Genomic DNA, 17034 nt, shown 5'->3' with positions numbered 1-17034 from the left:
CCGGGTTTCCCCCATCTTTTCCAAGGAGTCACCATGAAAACCAAAGCAGTGCTGGAGTTGGCCGATGTCAAGGCGGTGTTGAATGCGGCCGAGGCCGAAGCGGTCAAGAACCAGTGGATTGTGAGCATTGCCGTGGTGGATGACGGCGGCAACCTGCTGGGTATGATCCGCCGCGACGGCGCAGCCCCCGTGTCGGCCCACATCTGCGTGGCCAAGGCCCGCACCTCGGCACTGGGCCGCCGCGAGAGCAAGGGTTTTGAAGACATGATCAACGGTGGCCGCACCGCTTTCCTGAGCGCTCCGCTGATCGATGGCATGCTCGAAGGCGGCGTGCCGATCATGAAGGACGGCGAATGTGTGGGCGCTGTGGGCGTCAGCGGTGTCAAGGCACCGGAAGATGCGCAGATCGCCAAGGCGGGCATTGCAGTCCTGGGCCTGTAAGGCACTAGCACTCCAAACAGGGCAGCGAGCCCATCAACGACGAAGCGGCCACTGGCCGCTTTTTCCATGCATCAGGGGCTGACCCGGGCGTCACACCAGCGCTGGCACGGCCGCCTGCATAAAGCCGGTGGTGGGCTCTGCACTGCCGTCATCGAGCACCAGCACCCGCTCCGGCCAGCGCAGCGCCGCGAGCTTGAAGTCCTGCTCCGGCGGCTGGCCGGCGAGCCGGGCCGTCCAGCGCGCGCCCACGGAAAAGTCCACGCAAAAAACATTGCCGCGCAGCCCGTGCCAGGCGTGGGGGTCGATATCGGCGAACAGGTCCTGGTCCCCCTTGCCCAGCACCGAGCGGTCGAGCTCATGGATGCGGCGCCAGTAATGGCCGACGACGACAGGTGTGCTGTCCGTATAGGCATCCCACCAGGCCACCCGCTCGACAAAACGCCATTTGCCGCCCGCAAAAAAGGGTTCGCTGCCTCTGCGCTCCACCCCGCAACTCAGCACCTTGAGGGGGTTGTACTGGGATTTGTTCAACTCGCTGTCGGCATGCGCCGGCATGAAGGGCGGGCAATGGGCGCCATCTTCGAGGTGGTAGGGCCAGGCCTGGTTTTCGGCCTTCAACTGGGCGGGGATGCCCAGCGTTTTTGCGTGCAGATAGGCCTCTTGCTCCAGCCGGTCATAGTCTTGCGCCACCCGCCCAAGCGGCAGTGCCCGGGCCTGGTCGATCTTGTCGCCGATCCATGCGGCATGAACGATGCGCAGGTCTGCGCGCTCCAGCGCGAGCGGCAACTGGCGCAAAAACGGCAGCATTTCGTCGTCAAAGGCCCTGTCCGCACGCGCATAAGGTGCATATTTGAGGTTGTCGGCCTCGATGCGCTCGTCAAAGTACCAGCCCGAGCCGTCCTTGGCGTCTTCGCGCAGCAGGTTGATCTCGTGGTTGCCGAGCACGGCGCAGGCATTGCCGGCTTCCACCCAGCGGCGCACGAGGGCCAGCACGCCAGGGCTGTCGGGGCCTCTGTCACAGAAATCGCCGACGAAGACCAGCGTACGGCCGGCCGGATGGATGCCATTGTCGTCATAGCCCAGATGCCGGACCAGCGCTTCCAATGCCAGGCGCTCGCCGTGCACATCGCCGATCACATCCAACGGGCCGGCGGGCAAAGCTTGTACCAGGCTCATCGTCACAGTGTTCCGTCTTGTTGCGTCGCCCCAGCGCTTGGTCCGGCACGCCGCAGATTGCTATTTGATGAAATCCATTTTGCATCAATTTGCTGCGCTGCACCAGCGTGGTGCCCTGGGACCTCGGCCTGTCCTACTCAGGACTTTGGGGCCTGCCTACGCTGGTAGCAGACAAACGCAAACGGCAGACCATTGCTGCTGGTCTGGGCTTCGCGCGAGACCTCGTGCCACTGGTCATCCAGCCCGGGTGCATGGGCGTCGCCGTCAAAATCCTGGTCGATCTCGGTCACCCAGACCTCGTCTGCCAGCGCGAGCGACTGGGCATAGATCTGCGCGCCGCCAATCACCCAGACCGGTTGGCCCAGCCCCTGGGCGGTGGCCAGCGCCTGCGGCAGGTCAGCAGCGACATGCACCCTTTCGCTAGCAGGGCTGGGCTGCCAGCCGCTCTGGCGGGTGACGACTACATTCTCGCGGCCCGGCAGCGGGCGAAAGCGCGGCGGCAGCGAATCCCAGGTCTTGCGGCCCATGACGACGGTGCCCCCGGCTGTCTTTTGCTTGAAAAAAGCCATGTCCTCGGGCAGGTGCCAGGGCAGTTGGTTGTCGCGGCCGATCACGCCATTGCGGGCGCGGGCATAGATCAGATGGATACGGGCTTGGGTCATGGCTTGGGAGCCGCCCAGCGCGCAATGGCGCGGCGGCAGGCTTGGTAGATGGGGTGTTCGATGGCGTGGTAGTACAGCGCAGAAAGCGCGACCAGCGCCGCCAGCACCAGCAGCAGGCTGAAGGCGCGGTGCGGTATTTCCAGCGCCATCGAGGTGATGGAGTGCTGCGCGAGCTGGAACACCAGCAGATGCAGCAAATAGATGGCAAAGGCGTAGTCGCCCAGCTTGGCGAGCAAGCGCCATGCCGCATGCCGGGGCGCTGGCAACAGCAAGGCGGCACCGACCAGGGCGGTGGCGGCAGCCCCCACCAGCAGGGCACGCTCCGGCCAGTGGAAAAAGCCGACGATGCCCGGCGCATACAACGTGGCGGTGACGCTGTAGTAAACGGCAGCCGCGCAGAGCAGGGCGCTGGCCAGCAGCCAGGCCCACCAGTGTTGCTGGGGCCTGCGCTGCAGCCAGCGGTACAAGAAGTACCCGGCAAAGAACTCGAGCACCAGCGGCGCGGCATAGAACCAGACCAGCGGCGTCGCTTGCGAGAACATGTCCGGGCGGTAGCGGCCTGTTGCGGCGTAATACAGCACCAGCACGGCGATGACCAGCGCCCAGAGCGCCAGCGCGCGGTCGCGCCAGGGCTTGGCCAGCAGCAGGCTGGCGCCGATGAGCAGGTAGAAATACAGCTCGTAGACCAAGGTCCAGATCACCGCATTGATATGGAGGCTGAAATTGGCCGGGTAGAGCAGCGCGGACGACAGCAGATGCACATCGGGCGGCATGGTGCCCAGCGCCTGCAAACCGGCTGCATAAAGCAGCATCGTGGGCCACCAGCCCGTGTAGATGCGGGCAAAGCGGGTGGCGACAAACTGGGCCGAGGGCCGCAGGCCGGTGGCGGTGTGGGTAGTGGCCAGCGCCATGATGACGCCACTGACCACAAAGAAGATGTCGACACCGACAAAGCCCCCGTCGGCGATGGCGCGCAGCCAGGGGGGGAGTTCGGGGAAGAAACGGTAGTTCCGCGCGTGGTAGAGCGCCACCCACAGGGCGGCGGCAAAACGCAGGATCTGGATGGACTGGATCATGGCACGGTCGTGGGCGCAGGCGGTCGGTGCCGGGCAAGCGCTGCAGCGGGCGCAGGGCTGCGCATCCGCGGGCAGTGCCTGTCACTCGCGTGCCGGGAGGGGGCGGCGCCCGCTCAGCGGAACAGCACGCCCGCTTCGTCCGGGTGCCAGGCAGGGTATTTTTCCATCACCTGCTCAAAAAGTGCCGAGTCGGTCAGACGCAGCAACCAGGCTTGGAGATGGGGCCAGGGGTGATTCTGCCATGCGGCTTCGTCGATACCGGCGAACTGGCGCACAAAGGGGCGGATGGCCATGTCGGCCAGGCTCGGGTCGCGGCCAAACAGGTAGCCGGTGGCAGTCAGCTGCTGGTTCAGGGCGTCCAGAAACGCATGGGCAGTGGCCGCTGCGGCCGCCGCATCTGCTTGCGGGTAGCGGCTGGGGTATTTGCAGCGGTCCAGCGCGGGCTTGAATACGCTGTCGTGGCGGGCGATGAGCGCGAGCATCTCGTCGAGGCTGCCGTCGGTAGGGCTCAGCCACTGGTCGGGGTCATTCTGGCGCAGCGCCCAGAGCATGATCTCCAGGCTCTCTTCCAGCACGGTGCCATCCGCCAGCACCAGCACCGGCACGGTCGCCTTGGGCGATGCATCCAGCAGCGCCTGGGGCTTGTCCTTGAGCACCACTTCGCGCAGCTGGCAGGCCACGCCGGCGTAGGCAAGCGCCAGGCGCGCCCGCATCGCGTACGGGCAACGGCGGAAGGAGTACAGCACCGGCAGGCCCTGCAAGGCCTCTTGCTGTGCTGCCATTTTTTGCTGGCGCGACTGCTGCGAGCTGGTCTGGGTGTGGCCCAGGTGGGTGTCACCGCGCTCATGCGCCAAATCCATCTGCCGCTGGCGCTCAGCCAGCGAAGCGAGTTGCTCCGGCGTGCGGCTGCCGTGGCAGTAGGGGCAACTGACGCCGCGCACATAGTGGGCATGGGCCAGTTCGTCCGCCCCCAGCGGCATGCGGCAGCTGCGGCAGAGCTGGTGCGGACCGCGCACCAGGCCATGGCCGACCGACACGCGCTCGTCAAACACAAAGCAGTCGCCCCACCACATCGATGCGTCAGCGTCCACCGTCTCCAGGTATTTGAGAATGCCGCCTTCAAGATGGTAGACCTCGTCAAAGCCCTGGGTCTTCATATAGGCGGTGGATTTTTCACAGCGGATGCCACCGGTGCAGAACATCGCCACCTTTTGCTTGCCGTGCAGCGCGCCACCCGGTTGGGACTGCTCGGCCACCCATTGCGGAAACTCGGTGAAGCTCTTGGTGCGTGGATTGATCGCGCCCTCAAAGCTGCCAATGCCCACTTCGTAGTCATTGCGGGTGTCGACCAGCACCACATCGGGCTGGCTGATCAGCGCATTCCAGTCCTCAGGCTTCACATACTGGCCGGCGTTGAGCGCCGGGTTCAGCTCGGGCACGCCCAGCGTGACGATCTCCTGCTTGAGCCGCACCCGCATGCGGTAGAAAGGGTTGCTGTCGGCAAAGGCTTCCTTGTGCACCAGATGGGCCAGGCGCGGGTCGCGCTTGAGCCAGTCCAGCACCGCATGGACATCGCCGGGCAGGCCGGCGATCGTGCCGTTAATACCTTCATGGGCGAGCAGCAGCAAGCCCTTGACCTGGTGCTGGTCACACAGCGCCTGCAAAGGTTGCTGCCACTGGGCAAACTCCGGCAGGTCGATGAACTGGTAAAGCGCGGCGGTAAGGTATTGCTGGGACATGGAGAAAATCTACGATAGATGCCTGCCGGTGGGCAGCATCTGTCGGGTATGGCAGAGGAAAAGCCGGGTGGACGCGAGGAGGGCCCTGGAATGCCATCTCGGGACGGCTGCATGGGGCTGGCGGGCAGCGCCAGCGCGGGCAGCACAGGGCGGGCCGCAGTCCAACGGCTGAACATCGTACTGTATCTGAATCACCCATTTCTAGATCTGGATCAGCAAAATGGCCCGGCGTACAGACGTAAAAAAAGCCCGGCATGGCCGGGCTGTTGGACAGGTGCCAAACCTTACTTGGGGCTCAGGCCCGTGACGTCGTAGAAGTTGATCTTGCCGCCACCGTCGAATACGCGGTCGCCAGGATGGATGCCGGCGGGGCAGGCGCCCAGGTATTCGCCCTTGATATTGCGGGTGGTCTCCACGGTGCTGCCATCGGGCATCTGCTGTTTGGTGACCGACAGCACATGGAAGTTATGCTGGAAATCGCCGCTGATCTTGCGGCTGCTCTCGATGCGCTGCTCCGTCTGGCCTACCTTGCAGTTGGAGGTGAACTGCCAGCCATTGCTGTCCCGGAGGCTGCTCGTCTTGCATTGCTGCACATCGTACTTGGCCTTTTGCAGCTCACGTGTCTTGTAGAAAGTGTCCTTGTCCATGCAGTCCTGGAACTGGACCGTCTGGCCATCCTGGTCGGTGGAGCTGATTTGCCAGTGGCCCGACTTGGGGCGCGGCAGGTCTTCGATGTCGCCGGTAGAGGCGCAACCTGCAGCCAGCAAGGCGGCAGCAACAGCGGACAGGGAGGCGATATAGCGGGTGGAAAGCATGGATGTCCTCTCGGTGGTTGTGGTTCTGCGTAGACGCAGACTTGTTGTACAGGAACGCGTCACTGCCTATCGTAGGCCTGGCCTGGTTTACCCACTGTCTGACAAGCGCCGGGGCCTTTGTAGGAGACGGCCCGGCCTGGGTCCCGAGACCATCGCGGCCGGCTACTGGCCAGCGGCTGGTGGGCTGCACTGCTCCAGCAGCCAGCGCTCAAACGTCTGCATGGCCAGCGAGGGGCTGCGCGACTTCAGCTGGGTCAGCCAGTAGCTGCCGGTATCCAGACATTGCGCCAGCGGCGCCACGAGGCGGCCGGCCTGCAGATCGCGGGAAAACAGCCGCAACGGCAGCAGAGCGACGCCCAGTCCTTGCGCAGCTGCCTCGGCCAGGGTCAACGAGGAGTCGAAGACCGTGCCACGCAGCGTCGGACAGGTCTGCCGGGTATGGGCAAACCACTGCTCCCACTCTCCGGCGCGGTAGGAGCGCAACAAGGTCTCATGGGCTAGGTCGGCCGGTTGCTGTATCCGCGCGGCAATGGCTGGTGCACACATCGGCGTCAGCGGTGCCTGCAGCAGTTGCCGGGCCGCTGTGCCATGCCAGGCGCCGTCGCCAAAGCGGATCGCACAATCCCAGCCCTCGCCAGCCAGGTCCACCCGGTTGTTGTGGGTGAACAGCCGCAGGTCGACAAAGGCGTGGGCTTCCTGAAAGGCCCGCAGCCGGGGCAGCAGCCAGCCCACGGCAAACGTGCCCACCACGCCCACGGACAGCACCTCGTGCGGCCTCCGGTCCTGTACCTGTACCAGCGCCCGCGACAGGCTGCCAAAAGCCTGGGCCACCACCGGCACCAGGGCCATGCCCTCATCGGTCAGTGCCAGGCCGCGTGGCAGGCGGCGAAACAGCGGCTTGCCCAACTGGTCCTCCAACTGTCGTATGTGCTGGCTGATGGCAGCCTGGGTCACATGCAGCTCCAGCGCCGCCCGCGTCAGGTTGAGGTGGCGTGCAGCGGCATCGAAAGCGCGCAGGGCATTCAGAGGCAGGTGCATAAGCTATAAGTTTTTCTTGTGGGTTTTCTTGGTTTTCATCGTTGGTAAAAACGTCGCTAACCCGGTAAATTCAGTGTCATCTATCGATGAACCATGAATTCTAAGGAGTGAATCAGTGTATAGAAGAAAGTTTTTCTTGACTATGGGTGCAGCGAGCATGATAGCGAACTCGTCGCGCGCCTGGGCGGCCACACCTGCGCTTCGTTCGCCAGCGGAGCGGGCGTTTCTACGCGCGATGGAGGCGCTGGAGCGCTCGGTGGGCGGGCGGCTGGGGGTGTCGGTGCTGAACACCGGCACGGGCGTGGCACTGGGCTGGCGCCAGGATGAGCGTTTCCCGATGTGCAGTACCTTCAAGATGCTGCTGGCGGGCCAGGTGCTGTCCCGCGTGGATGCAGGGCAGGAAAAGCTGGATGCACAGGTCACCTTTGACCGGTCGGCGCTGGTGAGCTATTCGCCGGTTATCGAGAAGTTTGCTGGCAAGGCGCCGATGACGGTCGACGCGCTTTGCGACGCCATCGTCACGGTGAGCGACAACGGTGCTACCAATCTGCTGCTGGAGCGTGTCGGCGGCCCCGCAGGCTTTACCGCCTACATGCGCAGCTTGAAAGACCAGGTCACGCGGCTGGATCGCATCGAGCCTGCCATGAGCGAGTCCAAGCCTGGCGATGTACGTGATACGACCAGCCCGCTGGCCATGCTGACCAGCATGCAGACCTTGACCCTGGGTACCGCCCTGAGCCCGGCAAGCCGCGACAAGCTGGTAGCTTGGCTGCTTGCCAACACCACCGGGGACAACTGCCTGCGCGCGGGCGCCAAGGGTTGGAAGGTGGGTGACAAGACCGGAGCCGGTCCAGACACGCGCAATGATGTGGGCCTGCTCTGGCCGCCAGGCGGTGGTGCCCCCATCTTGGTGACCAGCTATCTGACCGAATGCAAGGCCGAGCCCAAGGCCCGCGATGCCGCACTGGCCGCCGTGGCGGCCGAAGTGGTCAAGCTCTGGGGCTAAGGCGGCACCGATAGCGCCGGCATCGAAAAAAAACTGCCCCGGGTCAGGGGCAGTTTTGCTGTGCGCGCTTCAAGCCCGCGCGATCACAGGTACTTGACCAGCACCTGGCTCTTGCGGCTCCAGTTGTACTTGGCCTTGCGCTGCTCGGGCAGCCAGTCGGGATCCACCGGCTGGAAGCCGCGCTTGAGAAACCAGTGCATCGTCCGGGTGGTGAGCACAAAAATGCTCTTCAAGCCCGTGGCACGGGCGCGTTGCTCGATGCGCTTGAGCAATTTTTTCGCCATCGCCGGTGCCCTGGCTCTGGGGCGATACCGTCACGGCGGCCATCTCGGCGGTGCCCGCTTCCGGGTAAGGGTAGAGGGCAGCGCAGCCAAAGATCACGCCATCGTGCTCGATGATCGTGTAGGCAGAGATGTCACGCTCGATCTCGGTACGGCTGCGCTTGACCAGGGTGCCGTCCTTCTCGAAGGGCTCGATCAGCTGCAGAATGCCGCCGACATCATCGGGCTTGGCTTCGCGCAGCTCTTCCAGGCGCTCGTCGATCACCATCGTGCCAATGCCATCGTGCACATAGATTTCCAGCAGCAGCGCGCCGTCGGTCGCAAACGGCAGAATGTGGCTGCGCTCCACGCCTTCCTTGCAGGCCTTGACGCAATGCTGCAGGTAAAAGCCCACATCGGTCGGCACGGTAGCAGGGGGCAGCTCGGCCAGCAGCTTTTGCGCTGCATCCAGCGGCAGCTCGGTGTCCACCGGGTTGTCTTCCCCTTCGGCTTCCAGCGGGTTCAGGCGGATGCCGGCCACTTCGGTCAGGAACATCAGCTTGTCGGCCTTGAGCTCGATCGCCACGCGCGTGGCCACTTCTTCCATGCTGAGGTTGAAGGCTTCGCCGGTGGGCGAGAAGCCAAATGGCGAGACCAGCACCATCGCACCCATGTCCAGGGTGCGGTGGATGCCGCCGACGTCCACCTTGCGCACCAGGCCCGAGTGCATGAAATCCACGCCATCAACAATGCCAACCGGGCGCGCGGTGACAAAGTTGCCTGAGATCACCCGCACCGTGGCGCCCGCCATCGGCGTATTGGGCAGACCCTGGCTGAAGGCCGCTTCAATCTCGAAGCGCAGCTGGCCAGCGGCCTCCTGGGCACAATCGAGCGCGACCGAATCGGTCACGCGGATGCCATGCGAATAGCGCGGCGCATGCCCTTTGGCTGCGAGCTGCTCATTCACCTGGGGCCGGAAACCATGCACCAGCACGATCTTGACACCCAGCGCCTGGATCAAGGCCAGATCCTGGGCAATGGATTGCAGCTTGCCCGCTGCAATCGCCTCACCTGTCACGCCCACTACAAAAGTCTGGTTGCGAAACTTATGGATATAAGGCGCCACCGAACGGAACCAGGGCACAAAGGTGAAATTGAATACAGCGGACATGGGGGGTGGGGGTGGGGTATTTCCTAGAAGCACGCCAGATCGGCGGTTTGCGGCTGCCGCTATTGTTATACAAACATGGCGCCCCTGCATGCAGTTCGCACCGGAATCGGCCCTGTGGCCATGGGAAAAAACCATCAATGGCGTCTGTTTCATTTCTGCTGGCGCGAAGTGGAGGTTTCGCAATCACAAACGGCACGGGTGTGGGCAAAGCAGCGCGCCGGGCCGATGATGGCGGTTTCGCAAAAAAACAGCCTGGAGACAAGCATGACCACCACCATCAACCGCCGCCAGCTGCTGGCCCTGGGCGCAGCGCCCCTGGCCGCCGGCTTGCCTTTGCTGCATGCGGGGGCTGCGCATGCGGCCGACTACCCCAACAAGCAGGTCAAATTCATCGTTCCGTTTCCGCCCGGCGGCCCGGTCGACACGACGGCGCGGGCCTTTGTACCGCCGCTGGGCCAGCTGTGGGGCCAGGGCACCTTTATCGACAACCGCGCCGGTGGCGGCGGCATCATCGGTGCGGAGACCGCAGCCCGCCAGCCCGCCGACGGCTACAGCCTGTTTGTGGGTGCGATCCACCATTCGGTCAACCCTTCGCTGCATGCCAAGCTGGGCTATGACATCCAGAAGGACTTTGTGCCGGTGAGCTTTGCGGCCATGTTCCCGGTGTTTCTGGTCGTCAACCCCAGCGTGCCGGCCAAGAATGTGCAGGAGCTGATCGCACTGGCCAAAAAGCCCGGAAGCAACCTGGCCTTTGCGTCGTCGGGCAATGGCGGCGGCACCCATTTGGCGGGCGAGCTGTTCAACATGCATGCGGGCACCCAGCTGCTGCACATTCCGCACAAGGGCAGCGCTCCGGCGATGACCGATGTGCTGGGTGGCCAGGTGGCGATGATGTTCAGCGATGCGCCTACCGCCATTGGCCATATCAAGAGCGGCAAGGTGCGGGTGCTCGGTGTTGCCAGCCCCAAGCGCTCGGCGCTGATGCCCGAGGTGCCGACCATTGCCGAGCAGGGCCTGGCCGGCTACGAGGCCTATTCCTGGGCAGCGCTGTTTGCGCCGGCCGGCACGCCCAAAGAGGTGGTTGCCAAGGTCAATGCCGATTTCAACCAGGTGATGCGGAACCCGGAGGTGCGCCAGCGCCTGTATGTCGCCGGCGCCGAGGCCGATCCCGGCACGCCCGAAGAGATGGCGCAGCGCCTGCAGTCCGAGATCGACAAATGGGCAAGGGTGGTCAAGACCGCGAAGATCCGCATCGATTGAGCCACAGCCTGCGCAGCGCGACGCAGACATGCACAATGGAGGGATCTTGTACTTGCAGACCCACCTATGGACCTGATCTCTGGCAGTGCCGATCCCCATTTTCAACCCGTCGCACTGGAGAAGGCCTACCGCCTGCTCAACCACGGGCCCACGGTGCTGGTGTCGGCCGCCGATGGCGTCGAGCGCAATGTGATGGCCGCTGCCTGGGCCTGCGCGCTTGATTTCTCACCGCCCAAGGTGACCGTGGTGCTGGACAAGGCCACCCGCACCCGCGCGCTGGTGGAGGCCAGCGGCCGCTTTGCGCTGCAGCTGCCCACCGTGCCCATCGCCGCCTTGGCGGTGGAGCTGGGCACCCTCAGCGCGCTGCAGCACCCGGACAAGCTGGCCCGGTTGGGTGTGCAGCTGTTCGATGCGCCAGGCCAGCAGACCCCGCTGGTGGCGGGATGCGCCGCCTGGCTGGAATGCCGGCTGGTGCCCGAGCCCCATAACCAGCAAAGCTATGACCTGTTCATTGGCGAGGTCACCGCCGCCTGGGCAGATGACCGGGTGTTCCGGGACGGCCACTGGCATTTCGAGACCGCGCCACAGGCGCTGCGCACGCTGCACTATGTCGCGGGCGGCCATTTCTATGCCATCGGGGAGGCCATTGATGTACCGGTGCCCAAGGTTTGATCGCGTTCCTGGCTGCTGCTGCGCCCAAGCCGGCGCTGGGCGGGTCTGATGTTTCTGATCTTTGCCGCCATCGTTGCGGCGCTGTTGGCCGTGCTGGGCTGGCGCATGCTGCGCAAACGCCGGCAACTGCGTTTTTTGCAGCAGTACCGGCTGGACGCCGCCTACCGCAAGGCGATCTGGCGTGACCACCCCTACCTGAACGATGCGAGCCTGGCGCAGGCCGAAGAGGCGCTGCGCCAGTTTTTCATCATGCACTGGCTGGCGCCGCGCGCGCAGCTGCAGATGCCCTCGCGCCTGGCCGATGCGCTGTGGCATGCGTTCATTCTGGATACGCGGAGCTACCAGCAGTTTTGCCAGCGCGCCTTTGGGCATATGCTCCACCACCTGCCGGCGCAAGCATCCAGCACTGGGGCTTCGCAGGACCGGGCAGCGCAGATGCAGCCAAGCTGGAATGCGGCGATGCACACCCGGCGCTATATGGTGGGTGCGCTGCTGGGCGGCATTCCGCTGCTGTTTGCGCTCGATGCGGCTGCGGCCATCGAGGACGGCTGGCACTACCCGCCGGAGCTGCTGGACCAATGGGCAGCGGCCTTTGCGCAGGCGTCCGCTGCGGCCAGCAGCAGCACCGACACCATGTCCAGCCCGGTATCGGGCAGCGACAGCAGCCACCACCGGGGCGACAGCAGCAGCGCTGGTGATGGCGCCGATATGGCCAGCAGCACGAGTGCAGACAGCGATGGCGGCTCGTCCGGCTGCAGTGGCAGCAGTTGTGGCGGTAGCAGCTGCGGGGGCGGCAGCAGCGATTGAGCGGCAAAGCCTGCGCGGGCCAAGGCGTTGTTGCGGCTTCGCAACCGGTGGAGGCCTGCTGCGGGGATAATGCTGCCCCTATGTCGCTCAAGATTACGTTTCCCGAATCCCTGCCAGTTTCCGCCCGCCGTGATGAAATCATGGAGGCCATGGACCGCCACCAGGTCATCATCGTCTGCGGCGAGACCGGATCGGGCAAAACCACCCAGCTGCCCAAGATTGCGCTGGCCCTGGGCCGAGGCAAGATCAATGCCACCCCCAATGACAAGGGGGAGGTGCGCGGCCACCTGATCGGCCACACCCAGCCCCGGCGTATTGCGGCCAGCAGCGTGGCCAAGCGCATTGCCGAAGAGCTGCAGACCCCGCTGGGCGATGTAGTGGGCTACAAGGTGCGCTTCCAGGACCGTTTGTCCAAGGACGCCTCGGTCAAGCTGATGACCGACGGTATCTTGCTGGCCGAGACCCAGACCGACCCGCTGCTCAAGGCCTACGACACCTTGATCATTGACGAGGCCCATGAGCGCAGCCTCAACATCGACTTTCTGCTGGGCTATCTGCGCCAGATCCTGCCAAAGCGCCCGGACCTGAAAGTGGTGGTGACCTCGGCCACCATCGATGCCGACCGCTTTGCCAAGCACTTTGCCGGCCCCCAGGGCCCGGCGCCGGTGATCATGGTTTCGGGCCGCACCTTTCCGGTGGAGATGCGTTACCGCCCCTTTGAGGATGCGAAGGACTACGACCTCAACGATGCGATTGCCGATGGCGTCGACGAGCTGTGGAGCGGTGGGGCCGGCGGCGACATTCTGATTTTTCTGCCGGGCGAGCGCGAGATCCGCGAGGCCGCTGACCACCTGCGCAAGCACCTGCAGCATTCGCCGGTACTGCGCAATGCCGAGGTGCTGCCGCTGTTTTCGCGCCTGTCGCAGGCCGAGCAGGACCGTATCTTTGAAGGCCATACCGGCCGGCGCATCGTGCTGGCCACCAACGTGGCCGAAACCTCGCTCACGGTGCCCGGCATCCGTTATGTGATCGATGCCGGTACCGCCCGGGTCAAGCGCTATTCCTTCCGCAGCAAGGTCGAGCAGTTGCTGGTCGAGCCGGTCAGCCAGGCAGCGGCCAACCAGCGCGCCGGCCGTTGCGGCCGCGTGGCCAACGGTATCTGCATTCGTCTCTATGACGAGGCCGATTTCCAGTCGCGCAGCCCCTTCACCGACCCGGAAATCCTGCGCTCGTCCTTGGCCGGCGTCATCCTGCGCATGAAGGCCTTGCGCCTGGGCGATGTGGTGAACTTCCCGTTTCTGGAAGCGCCGTCCGGCCGCGCGATTGCCGATGGCTACCAGTTGCTGGCCGAGCTCGGTGCGGTCGATGAGCAGGGCGAGCTGCTGCCGATGGGCCAGGCCTTGTCGCGCCTGCCGCTGGACCCGCGCGTGGCCCGGATGATTGTCGAGGCGCGCGAGCGCGGCGCACTGGCCGAGGTGCTGGTGATTGCCTCGGCGCTGAGTGTGCAGGATGTGCGCGACCGCCCGCTGGAAGCCCAGCAGCAGGCCGACCAGCAGCATGCCAAGTTCGACGACGAGAAGAGCGAGTTCAGTGGCTACCTGCGGCTGTGGAAATGGCTGCAGGATGCGCGCGGCGGCAAGGTGGTGGCCAAGAGCCGCAAGGACATGGCCCAGCAATCGGCCCCGGCCAAGGGCCAGGCAATGGGGCGCAATGCCGCCTTTTTGCCGGTGGCCCAGCGCAGCACCGGTGCGACCGCAGCGCTGGAGTCGGCCGCGCCGCTGGCTGCCTTCACGCCGCAGGACAGCGTTGCCGACGAGGCCAGCCACAAGCTGAGCAACCGGCAGTGGGAGCAGCTGCTGCGCCAGAACTTCATCAACATCCGCCGGGTGCGCGAGTGGCGCGACATCCATTCGCAGCTGCTCACGGTGGTCAAGGAGCAGCGCTGGCCGATGAACGAGGAGGCTGCCGGCTATGAGGCCGTGCACCTGTCCATGCTCTCGGGCCTGCTGGGCAATATCGGCTTCAAGACCGAGGAGGGTGATGGCTACCTGGGCGCGCGTGGCATCCGCTTCCATCCGCACCCCGGCGCGCATCTGTCCAAAAAACCTGGCCGCTGGATTGTGGCGGCCGAGCTGGTCGAGACCTCGCGCCTCTACGGGCGTGGCATTGCTGCCATCGAGCCCCAGTGGCTGGAGCAGGTAGGCGCGCACCTGCTGCGCAAGCAGTTGCTGGACCCGCATTGGGAGAAAAAGCAGGGCGAGGTGGCTGCCTATGAGCGCGCCACCTTGTATGGCCTGGTGGTCTACAGCCAGCGCCGCATCAGCTACGGCAAGATCGACCCGCAAGGCGCGCGCGACATCTTCATCCGCCAGGCGCTGGTCGAGGGCGACTGGGAGACACGCCTGCCATTTTTGCAGGCCAACCAGAAGCTGATTGCCAAGGTCGAGGAGCTGGAGCACAAGAGCCGCCGCCAGGACGTGTTGGTCGACGATGCACTCATCTATGCGTTCTACGACCAGCAGATTCCGCAAGACATCTGCACCGGCCGGGCGCTGGAGCGCTGGGTCAAGGACGAGAGCGCGCGCAACCCCGATCTGCTGCGCCTGTCGCGCGAAGAGCTGATGCGCCATGAGGCCGCCGGCATCACGACCGCCGCCTTCCCCAAGACCATCAGGATGGGCGGGGTCGATTGCACGGCCAGCTACCTGCACCAGCCCGGTGACCCGCGCGATGGCGTGACCGTCACGGTGCCGCTGTTCGTGCTCAACCAGGTCAGCGAGGAGCGTGCCGAATGGCTGGTGCCGGGCATGCTCAAGGACAAGATCCAGGCCCTGCTCAAAAGCCTGCCCCAGCGCCCTCGCAGCCGCTTTGTGCCGTTGGCTGAAAACGCCCAGCGCCTGGCCGAGTTGCTGGGCAGCGCAGAGCGCTTTGGTGCCGGCAGCCTGGTCGAGGTGCTGCTCAAGCAAGCACGCGACGAGACCTCGCTGGACATCAAGCGCGCTGATTTCAAGCTGGACATGCTCAGCCCCCACCTGTTCATGAACTTCCGCATCAGCGACGAGCATGGCCGCCAGCTGGGCCAGGGCCGCAACCTGGGTGCCTTGAAGGCCCAGTGGGGCGCCAAGGCGCGCGGCGCCTTCCAGGCCTTGGCCGAGCTCAAGATCGCGCCACAGGCCGAAGGCACGGCCGCCGCTGCACCGGCGCAAGCCCCCGCCGCCGCTGCCAAGCAGGCGGGCAAGGCGGCCCCGGCGCCCAGCAGCGGTGCAGCCCAGGCCAAGCCGTCGGGGCCCGTGCATGCGGCCGACAAGCTCTGGACCGATTGGAGCTTTGGCGCCTTGCCCGAGCTGATGGAGATCAAGAAGGGCAACCAGACGCTGATTGGCTTTCCCGCGCTGATCGACCACGGCTCCGGTGTCGGCATCGAGGTGTTCGACGAGCCCGAGGTGGCGGCCAGCCGCCATGCGCTGGGCCTGCGCCGCCTGTTTGCACTGCAGATCCGCGATGCGCTCAAGTACCTGGAGAAGAACATCCCCGATCTGCAGAAGATGGCGGTGGGCTATATGCCGCTGGGCACGCAGGAAGAGCTGCGCGAGCAGATCATCAATGTGGCGATTGACCGCGCCTTTCTGCAAGAGCCGCTGCCCGCCGATGCCGAGCAGTTTAAGCAGCGGGTGCAGGAGGGGCGCGGGCGCCTGACCCTGATCGCCAACGAGGTAGCGCGCATGGCCGCCGGCGTGCTGCAGGAATACATGGCTGCCGTGCGCAAGATCAAGGACACCAAGAACGCCCCCGAAGCCACCGCAGACGCCCAGCAGCAGCTGCAAAAGCTGGTGCCCAAGAACTTCATCGCGATCGCGCCCTGGGCCCAGCTGGGCCACTATGCCCGCTACCTCAAGGCAATCACCGCGCGCCTGGACAAGTACCGGGCCGACCCGGCACGTGATGCCGCCAAGCTCAAGGAACTACAGCCGCTGGAGCAGCGCTACTGGCGCCTGGTAGCAGAGCGCAAGGGCCAGGTGGATGCGCGCATGCAGGAGTACCGCTGGATGCTCGAGGAGCTGCGGGTGAGCTTTTTTGCCCAGGAGCTGCGCACGCCGTACCCGGTCAGCAGCAAGCGGCTGGACAAGGTCTGGCAGCAGCTGCAGCAGTAGGGATGCAGCGACACCGGCCATGCTGCGTGGCGCACCATGGCCGGGTTTTTGGGGGTCAAGCCAGGCGCTCGGCGACCTCGTCCACCGTCAGCACATCGCCAAAGAACAGCATCCAGTTGTTCAAGCTGTTGACATGCTCATGGGGCGTCACAGCGGCCAGCGCGTCGTCGACCATCACGGTGGCGTAGTCCAGCATCATCGCGTCGCGCGCAGTCGATTCGCAGCAGACATTGGTGACGGTGCCGCCGATCAGCACCGTGCGCACGCCCCGTGCCTTGAGGACGGCGTCCAGGTCCGAGGCGCCGGGGGCGAGGGCGCTGTAGCAGCGCTTGACGACGGTGAGATCGCCCGGCATTACCTCCAGCGCTGGCGGCATCGCAAAGCCGGCGTGGCCACTGCCCAACTCCCGCAGCCGGCGTGCGCTGCGCTCGGGCGTCAGCATATGACGGTGGTGGTGGGACCAGAACTGGTCGGCGCCGTCGGCACTGGTCTTGATCCACACCACGGTGCCGCCCTTGGCGCGCAGCGCCGCAGCCAGCTTGTTGACCTGGCCAAAGATGGCGCGGGCCGGTGCGCATTCGCCCTGAAAACCGGGCTGGGTGTAGTAGTTCTGCAGATCCACGATGACAAAGGCCGTGGTCGCGGCATCGAACTGGTCATAGGGGTGGAGCACCCCCTGGCGGGCCAGCACGCGTTCTTCAATCCAGGGTTCAAACTGCATGGGGTTGTCGTTTCTTGAAATGGGGGATCATGATCAGCG

The 17034-nt window shown here is 65.0% G+C and carries 13 protein-coding genes and 2 pseudogenes; 6 read left to right on the top strand and 9 right to left on the bottom strand.

Translation table 11 applies throughout. From position 1 onward, the window contains the following. Window positions 1–33: 33 nt before the first annotated feature. Entirely contained in the window at window positions 34–441 is a 408-nt protein-coding gene (locus tag MJ205_RS09285) for a GlcG/HbpS family heme-binding protein (RefSeq protein ID WP_239812189.1), read from the top strand. A 90-nt stretch (window positions 442–531) separates the two neighbouring features. Here the strand turns inward: MJ205_RS09285 and MJ205_RS09280 are convergent, their stop codons facing one another. The 7 genes and pseudogenes from MJ205_RS09280 to MJ205_RS09250 all read right to left on the bottom strand — a co-directional run bounded on the left by MJ205_RS09280 (window position 532) and on the right by MJ205_RS09250 (window position 6947). Next, window positions 532–1617, bottom strand: a complete 1086-nt coding sequence (locus MJ205_RS09280; RefSeq protein ID WP_239812188.1) for a metallophosphoesterase — start codon at window positions 1615–1617, stop codon at window positions 532–534. Window positions 1618–1754: 137 nt separating this feature from the next. Continuing rightward, window positions 1755–2279 carry a dihydrofolate reductase gene (locus MJ205_RS09275; protein WP_239812187.1) on the bottom strand — a complete coding sequence of 175 codons (525 nt, stop codon included), beginning with the start codon at window positions 2277–2279 and terminating at the stop codon, window positions 1755–1757. Beyond that, a complete protein-coding gene (locus tag MJ205_RS09270; RefSeq protein ID WP_239812186.1) occupies window positions 2276–3355 on the bottom strand; it encodes an acyltransferase family protein in 1080 nt (359 codons plus the stop codon). Before MJ205_RS09270 ends, MJ205_RS09275 begins: the two co-directional genes overlap by 4 nt. Window positions 3356–3468: 113 nt before the next feature. Next, window positions 3469–4137, bottom strand: coding sequence for a glutathione S-transferase (locus MJ205_RS09265; protein ID WP_239812702.1), 669 nt, complete (start codon window positions 4135–4137; stop codon window positions 3469–3471). Between the two features lie 300 nt (window positions 4138–4437). Then, a pseudogene (gene trhO / locus MJ205_RS09260) lies at window positions 4438–5094 on the bottom strand (oxygen-dependent tRNA uridine(34) hydroxylase TrhO); the annotation flags it as partial. A 284-nt stretch (window positions 5095–5378) separates the two neighbouring features. Continuing rightward, window positions 5379–5909: a DUF3617 domain-containing protein gene (locus MJ205_RS09255; RefSeq protein ID WP_239812185.1), complete on the bottom strand. Its 531-nt coding sequence runs from the start codon at window positions 5907–5909 to the stop codon at window positions 5379–5381. 162 nt (window positions 5910–6071) lie between these two features. Then, complete coding sequence (locus tag MJ205_RS09250; RefSeq protein ID WP_239812184.1) at window positions 6072–6947, bottom strand: LysR family transcriptional regulator; 876 nt, start codon at window positions 6945–6947, stop codon at window positions 6072–6074. Between the two features lie 157 nt (window positions 6948–7104). Between MJ205_RS09250 and bla the strand changes: the two genes are divergently transcribed. Beyond that, window positions 7105–7953 (top strand): class A beta-lactamase, encoded by an 849-nt coding sequence (gene bla, locus MJ205_RS09245; RefSeq protein ID WP_239812183.1) that lies wholly within the window; start codon window positions 7105–7107, stop codon window positions 7951–7953. Window positions 7954–8036: 83 nt separating this feature from the next. Here bla and argA read toward each other — a convergent pair. Then, window positions 8037–9384 (bottom strand): annotated as a pseudogene (gene argA / locus MJ205_RS09240) (amino-acid N-acetyltransferase). Between the two features lie 264 nt (window positions 9385–9648). Between argA and MJ205_RS09235 the strand changes: the two are divergent. From MJ205_RS09235 to hrpA, 4 genes are all read left to right on the top strand, one after another. Further along, window positions 9649–10644, top strand: a complete 996-nt coding sequence (locus MJ205_RS09235; protein ID WP_239812182.1) for a tripartite tricarboxylate transporter substrate binding protein — start codon at window positions 9649–9651, stop codon at window positions 10642–10644. A gap of 66 nt (window positions 10645–10710) precedes the next feature. Continuing rightward, a complete protein-coding gene (locus MJ205_RS09230) occupies window positions 10711–11316 on the top strand; it encodes a flavin reductase family protein (protein WP_239812181.1) in 606 nt (201 codons plus the stop codon). Between the two features lie 48 nt (window positions 11317–11364). Next, complete coding sequence (locus MJ205_RS09225) at window positions 11365–12123, top strand: glycine-rich domain-containing protein (RefSeq protein ID WP_239812180.1); 759 nt, start codon at window positions 11365–11367, stop codon at window positions 12121–12123. Between the two features lie 80 nt (window positions 12124–12203). Beyond that, window positions 12204–16274 carry an ATP-dependent RNA helicase HrpA gene (hrpA, locus tag MJ205_RS09220; RefSeq protein WP_239812179.1) on the top strand — a complete coding sequence of 1357 codons (4071 nt, stop codon included), beginning with the start codon at window positions 12204–12206 and terminating at the stop codon, window positions 16272–16274. 55 nt (window positions 16275–16329) lie between these two features. Here hrpA and MJ205_RS09215 read toward each other — a convergent pair whose 3' ends face one another. Then, entirely contained in the window at window positions 16330–16995 is a 666-nt protein-coding gene (locus tag MJ205_RS09215; RefSeq protein WP_239812178.1) for a cysteine hydrolase, read from the bottom strand. Window positions 16996–17034 lie beyond the last annotated feature (39 nt).

The organism is Comamonas sp. B21-038 (assembly GCF_022387135.1).
GTDB lineage: Bacteria > Pseudomonadota > Gammaproteobacteria > Burkholderiales > Burkholderiaceae_C > Comamonas > Comamonas sediminis.
The sequence above is the reverse complement of the archived record's forward strand: the minus strand, read 5'-3'. Positions and strand labels throughout refer to the sequence as shown.

Coding starts and splice junctions, on each gene's coding strand:
- MJ205_RS09285 (WP_239812189.1), top strand. CDS start 34: ATGAAAACCAAAGCAGTGCTGGAGTTGGCCGATGTCAAGGCGGTGTTG.
- MJ205_RS09280 (WP_239812188.1), bottom strand. CDS start 1,617: ATGAGCCTGGTACAAGCTTTGCCCGCCGGCCCGTTGGATGTGATCGGC.
- MJ205_RS09275 (WP_239812187.1), bottom strand. CDS start 2,279: ATGACCCAAGCCCGTATCCATCTGATCTATGCCCGCGCCCGCAATGGC.
- MJ205_RS09270 (WP_239812186.1), bottom strand. CDS start 3,355: ATGATCCAGTCCATCCAGATCCTGCGTTTTGCCGCCGCCCTGTGGGTG.
- MJ205_RS09265 (WP_239812702.1), bottom strand. CDS start 4,137: ATGGCAGCACAGCAAGAGGCCTTGCAGGGCCTGCCGGTGCTGTACTCC.
- MJ205_RS09255 (WP_239812185.1), bottom strand. CDS start 5,909: ATGCTTTCCACCCGCTATATCGCCTCCCTGTCCGCTGTTGCTGCCGCC.
- MJ205_RS09250 (WP_239812184.1), bottom strand. CDS start 6,947: ATGCACCTGCCTCTGAATGCCCTGCGCGCTTTCGATGCCGCTGCACGC.
- bla (WP_239812183.1), top strand. CDS start 7,105: ATGATAGCGAACTCGTCGCGCGCCTGGGCGGCCACACCTGCGCTTCGT.
- MJ205_RS09235 (WP_239812182.1), top strand. CDS start 9,649: ATGACCACCACCATCAACCGCCGCCAGCTGCTGGCCCTGGGCGCAGCG.
- MJ205_RS09230 (WP_239812181.1), top strand. CDS start 10,711: ATGGACCTGATCTCTGGCAGTGCCGATCCCCATTTTCAACCCGTCGCA.
- MJ205_RS09225 (WP_239812180.1), top strand. CDS start 11,365: ATGTTTCTGATCTTTGCCGCCATCGTTGCGGCGCTGTTGGCCGTGCTG.
- hrpA (WP_239812179.1), top strand. CDS start 12,204: ATGTCGCTCAAGATTACGTTTCCCGAATCCCTGCCAGTTTCCGCCCGC.
- MJ205_RS09215 (WP_239812178.1), bottom strand. CDS start 16,995: ATGCAGTTTGAACCCTGGATTGAAGAACGCGTGCTGGCCCGCCAGGGG.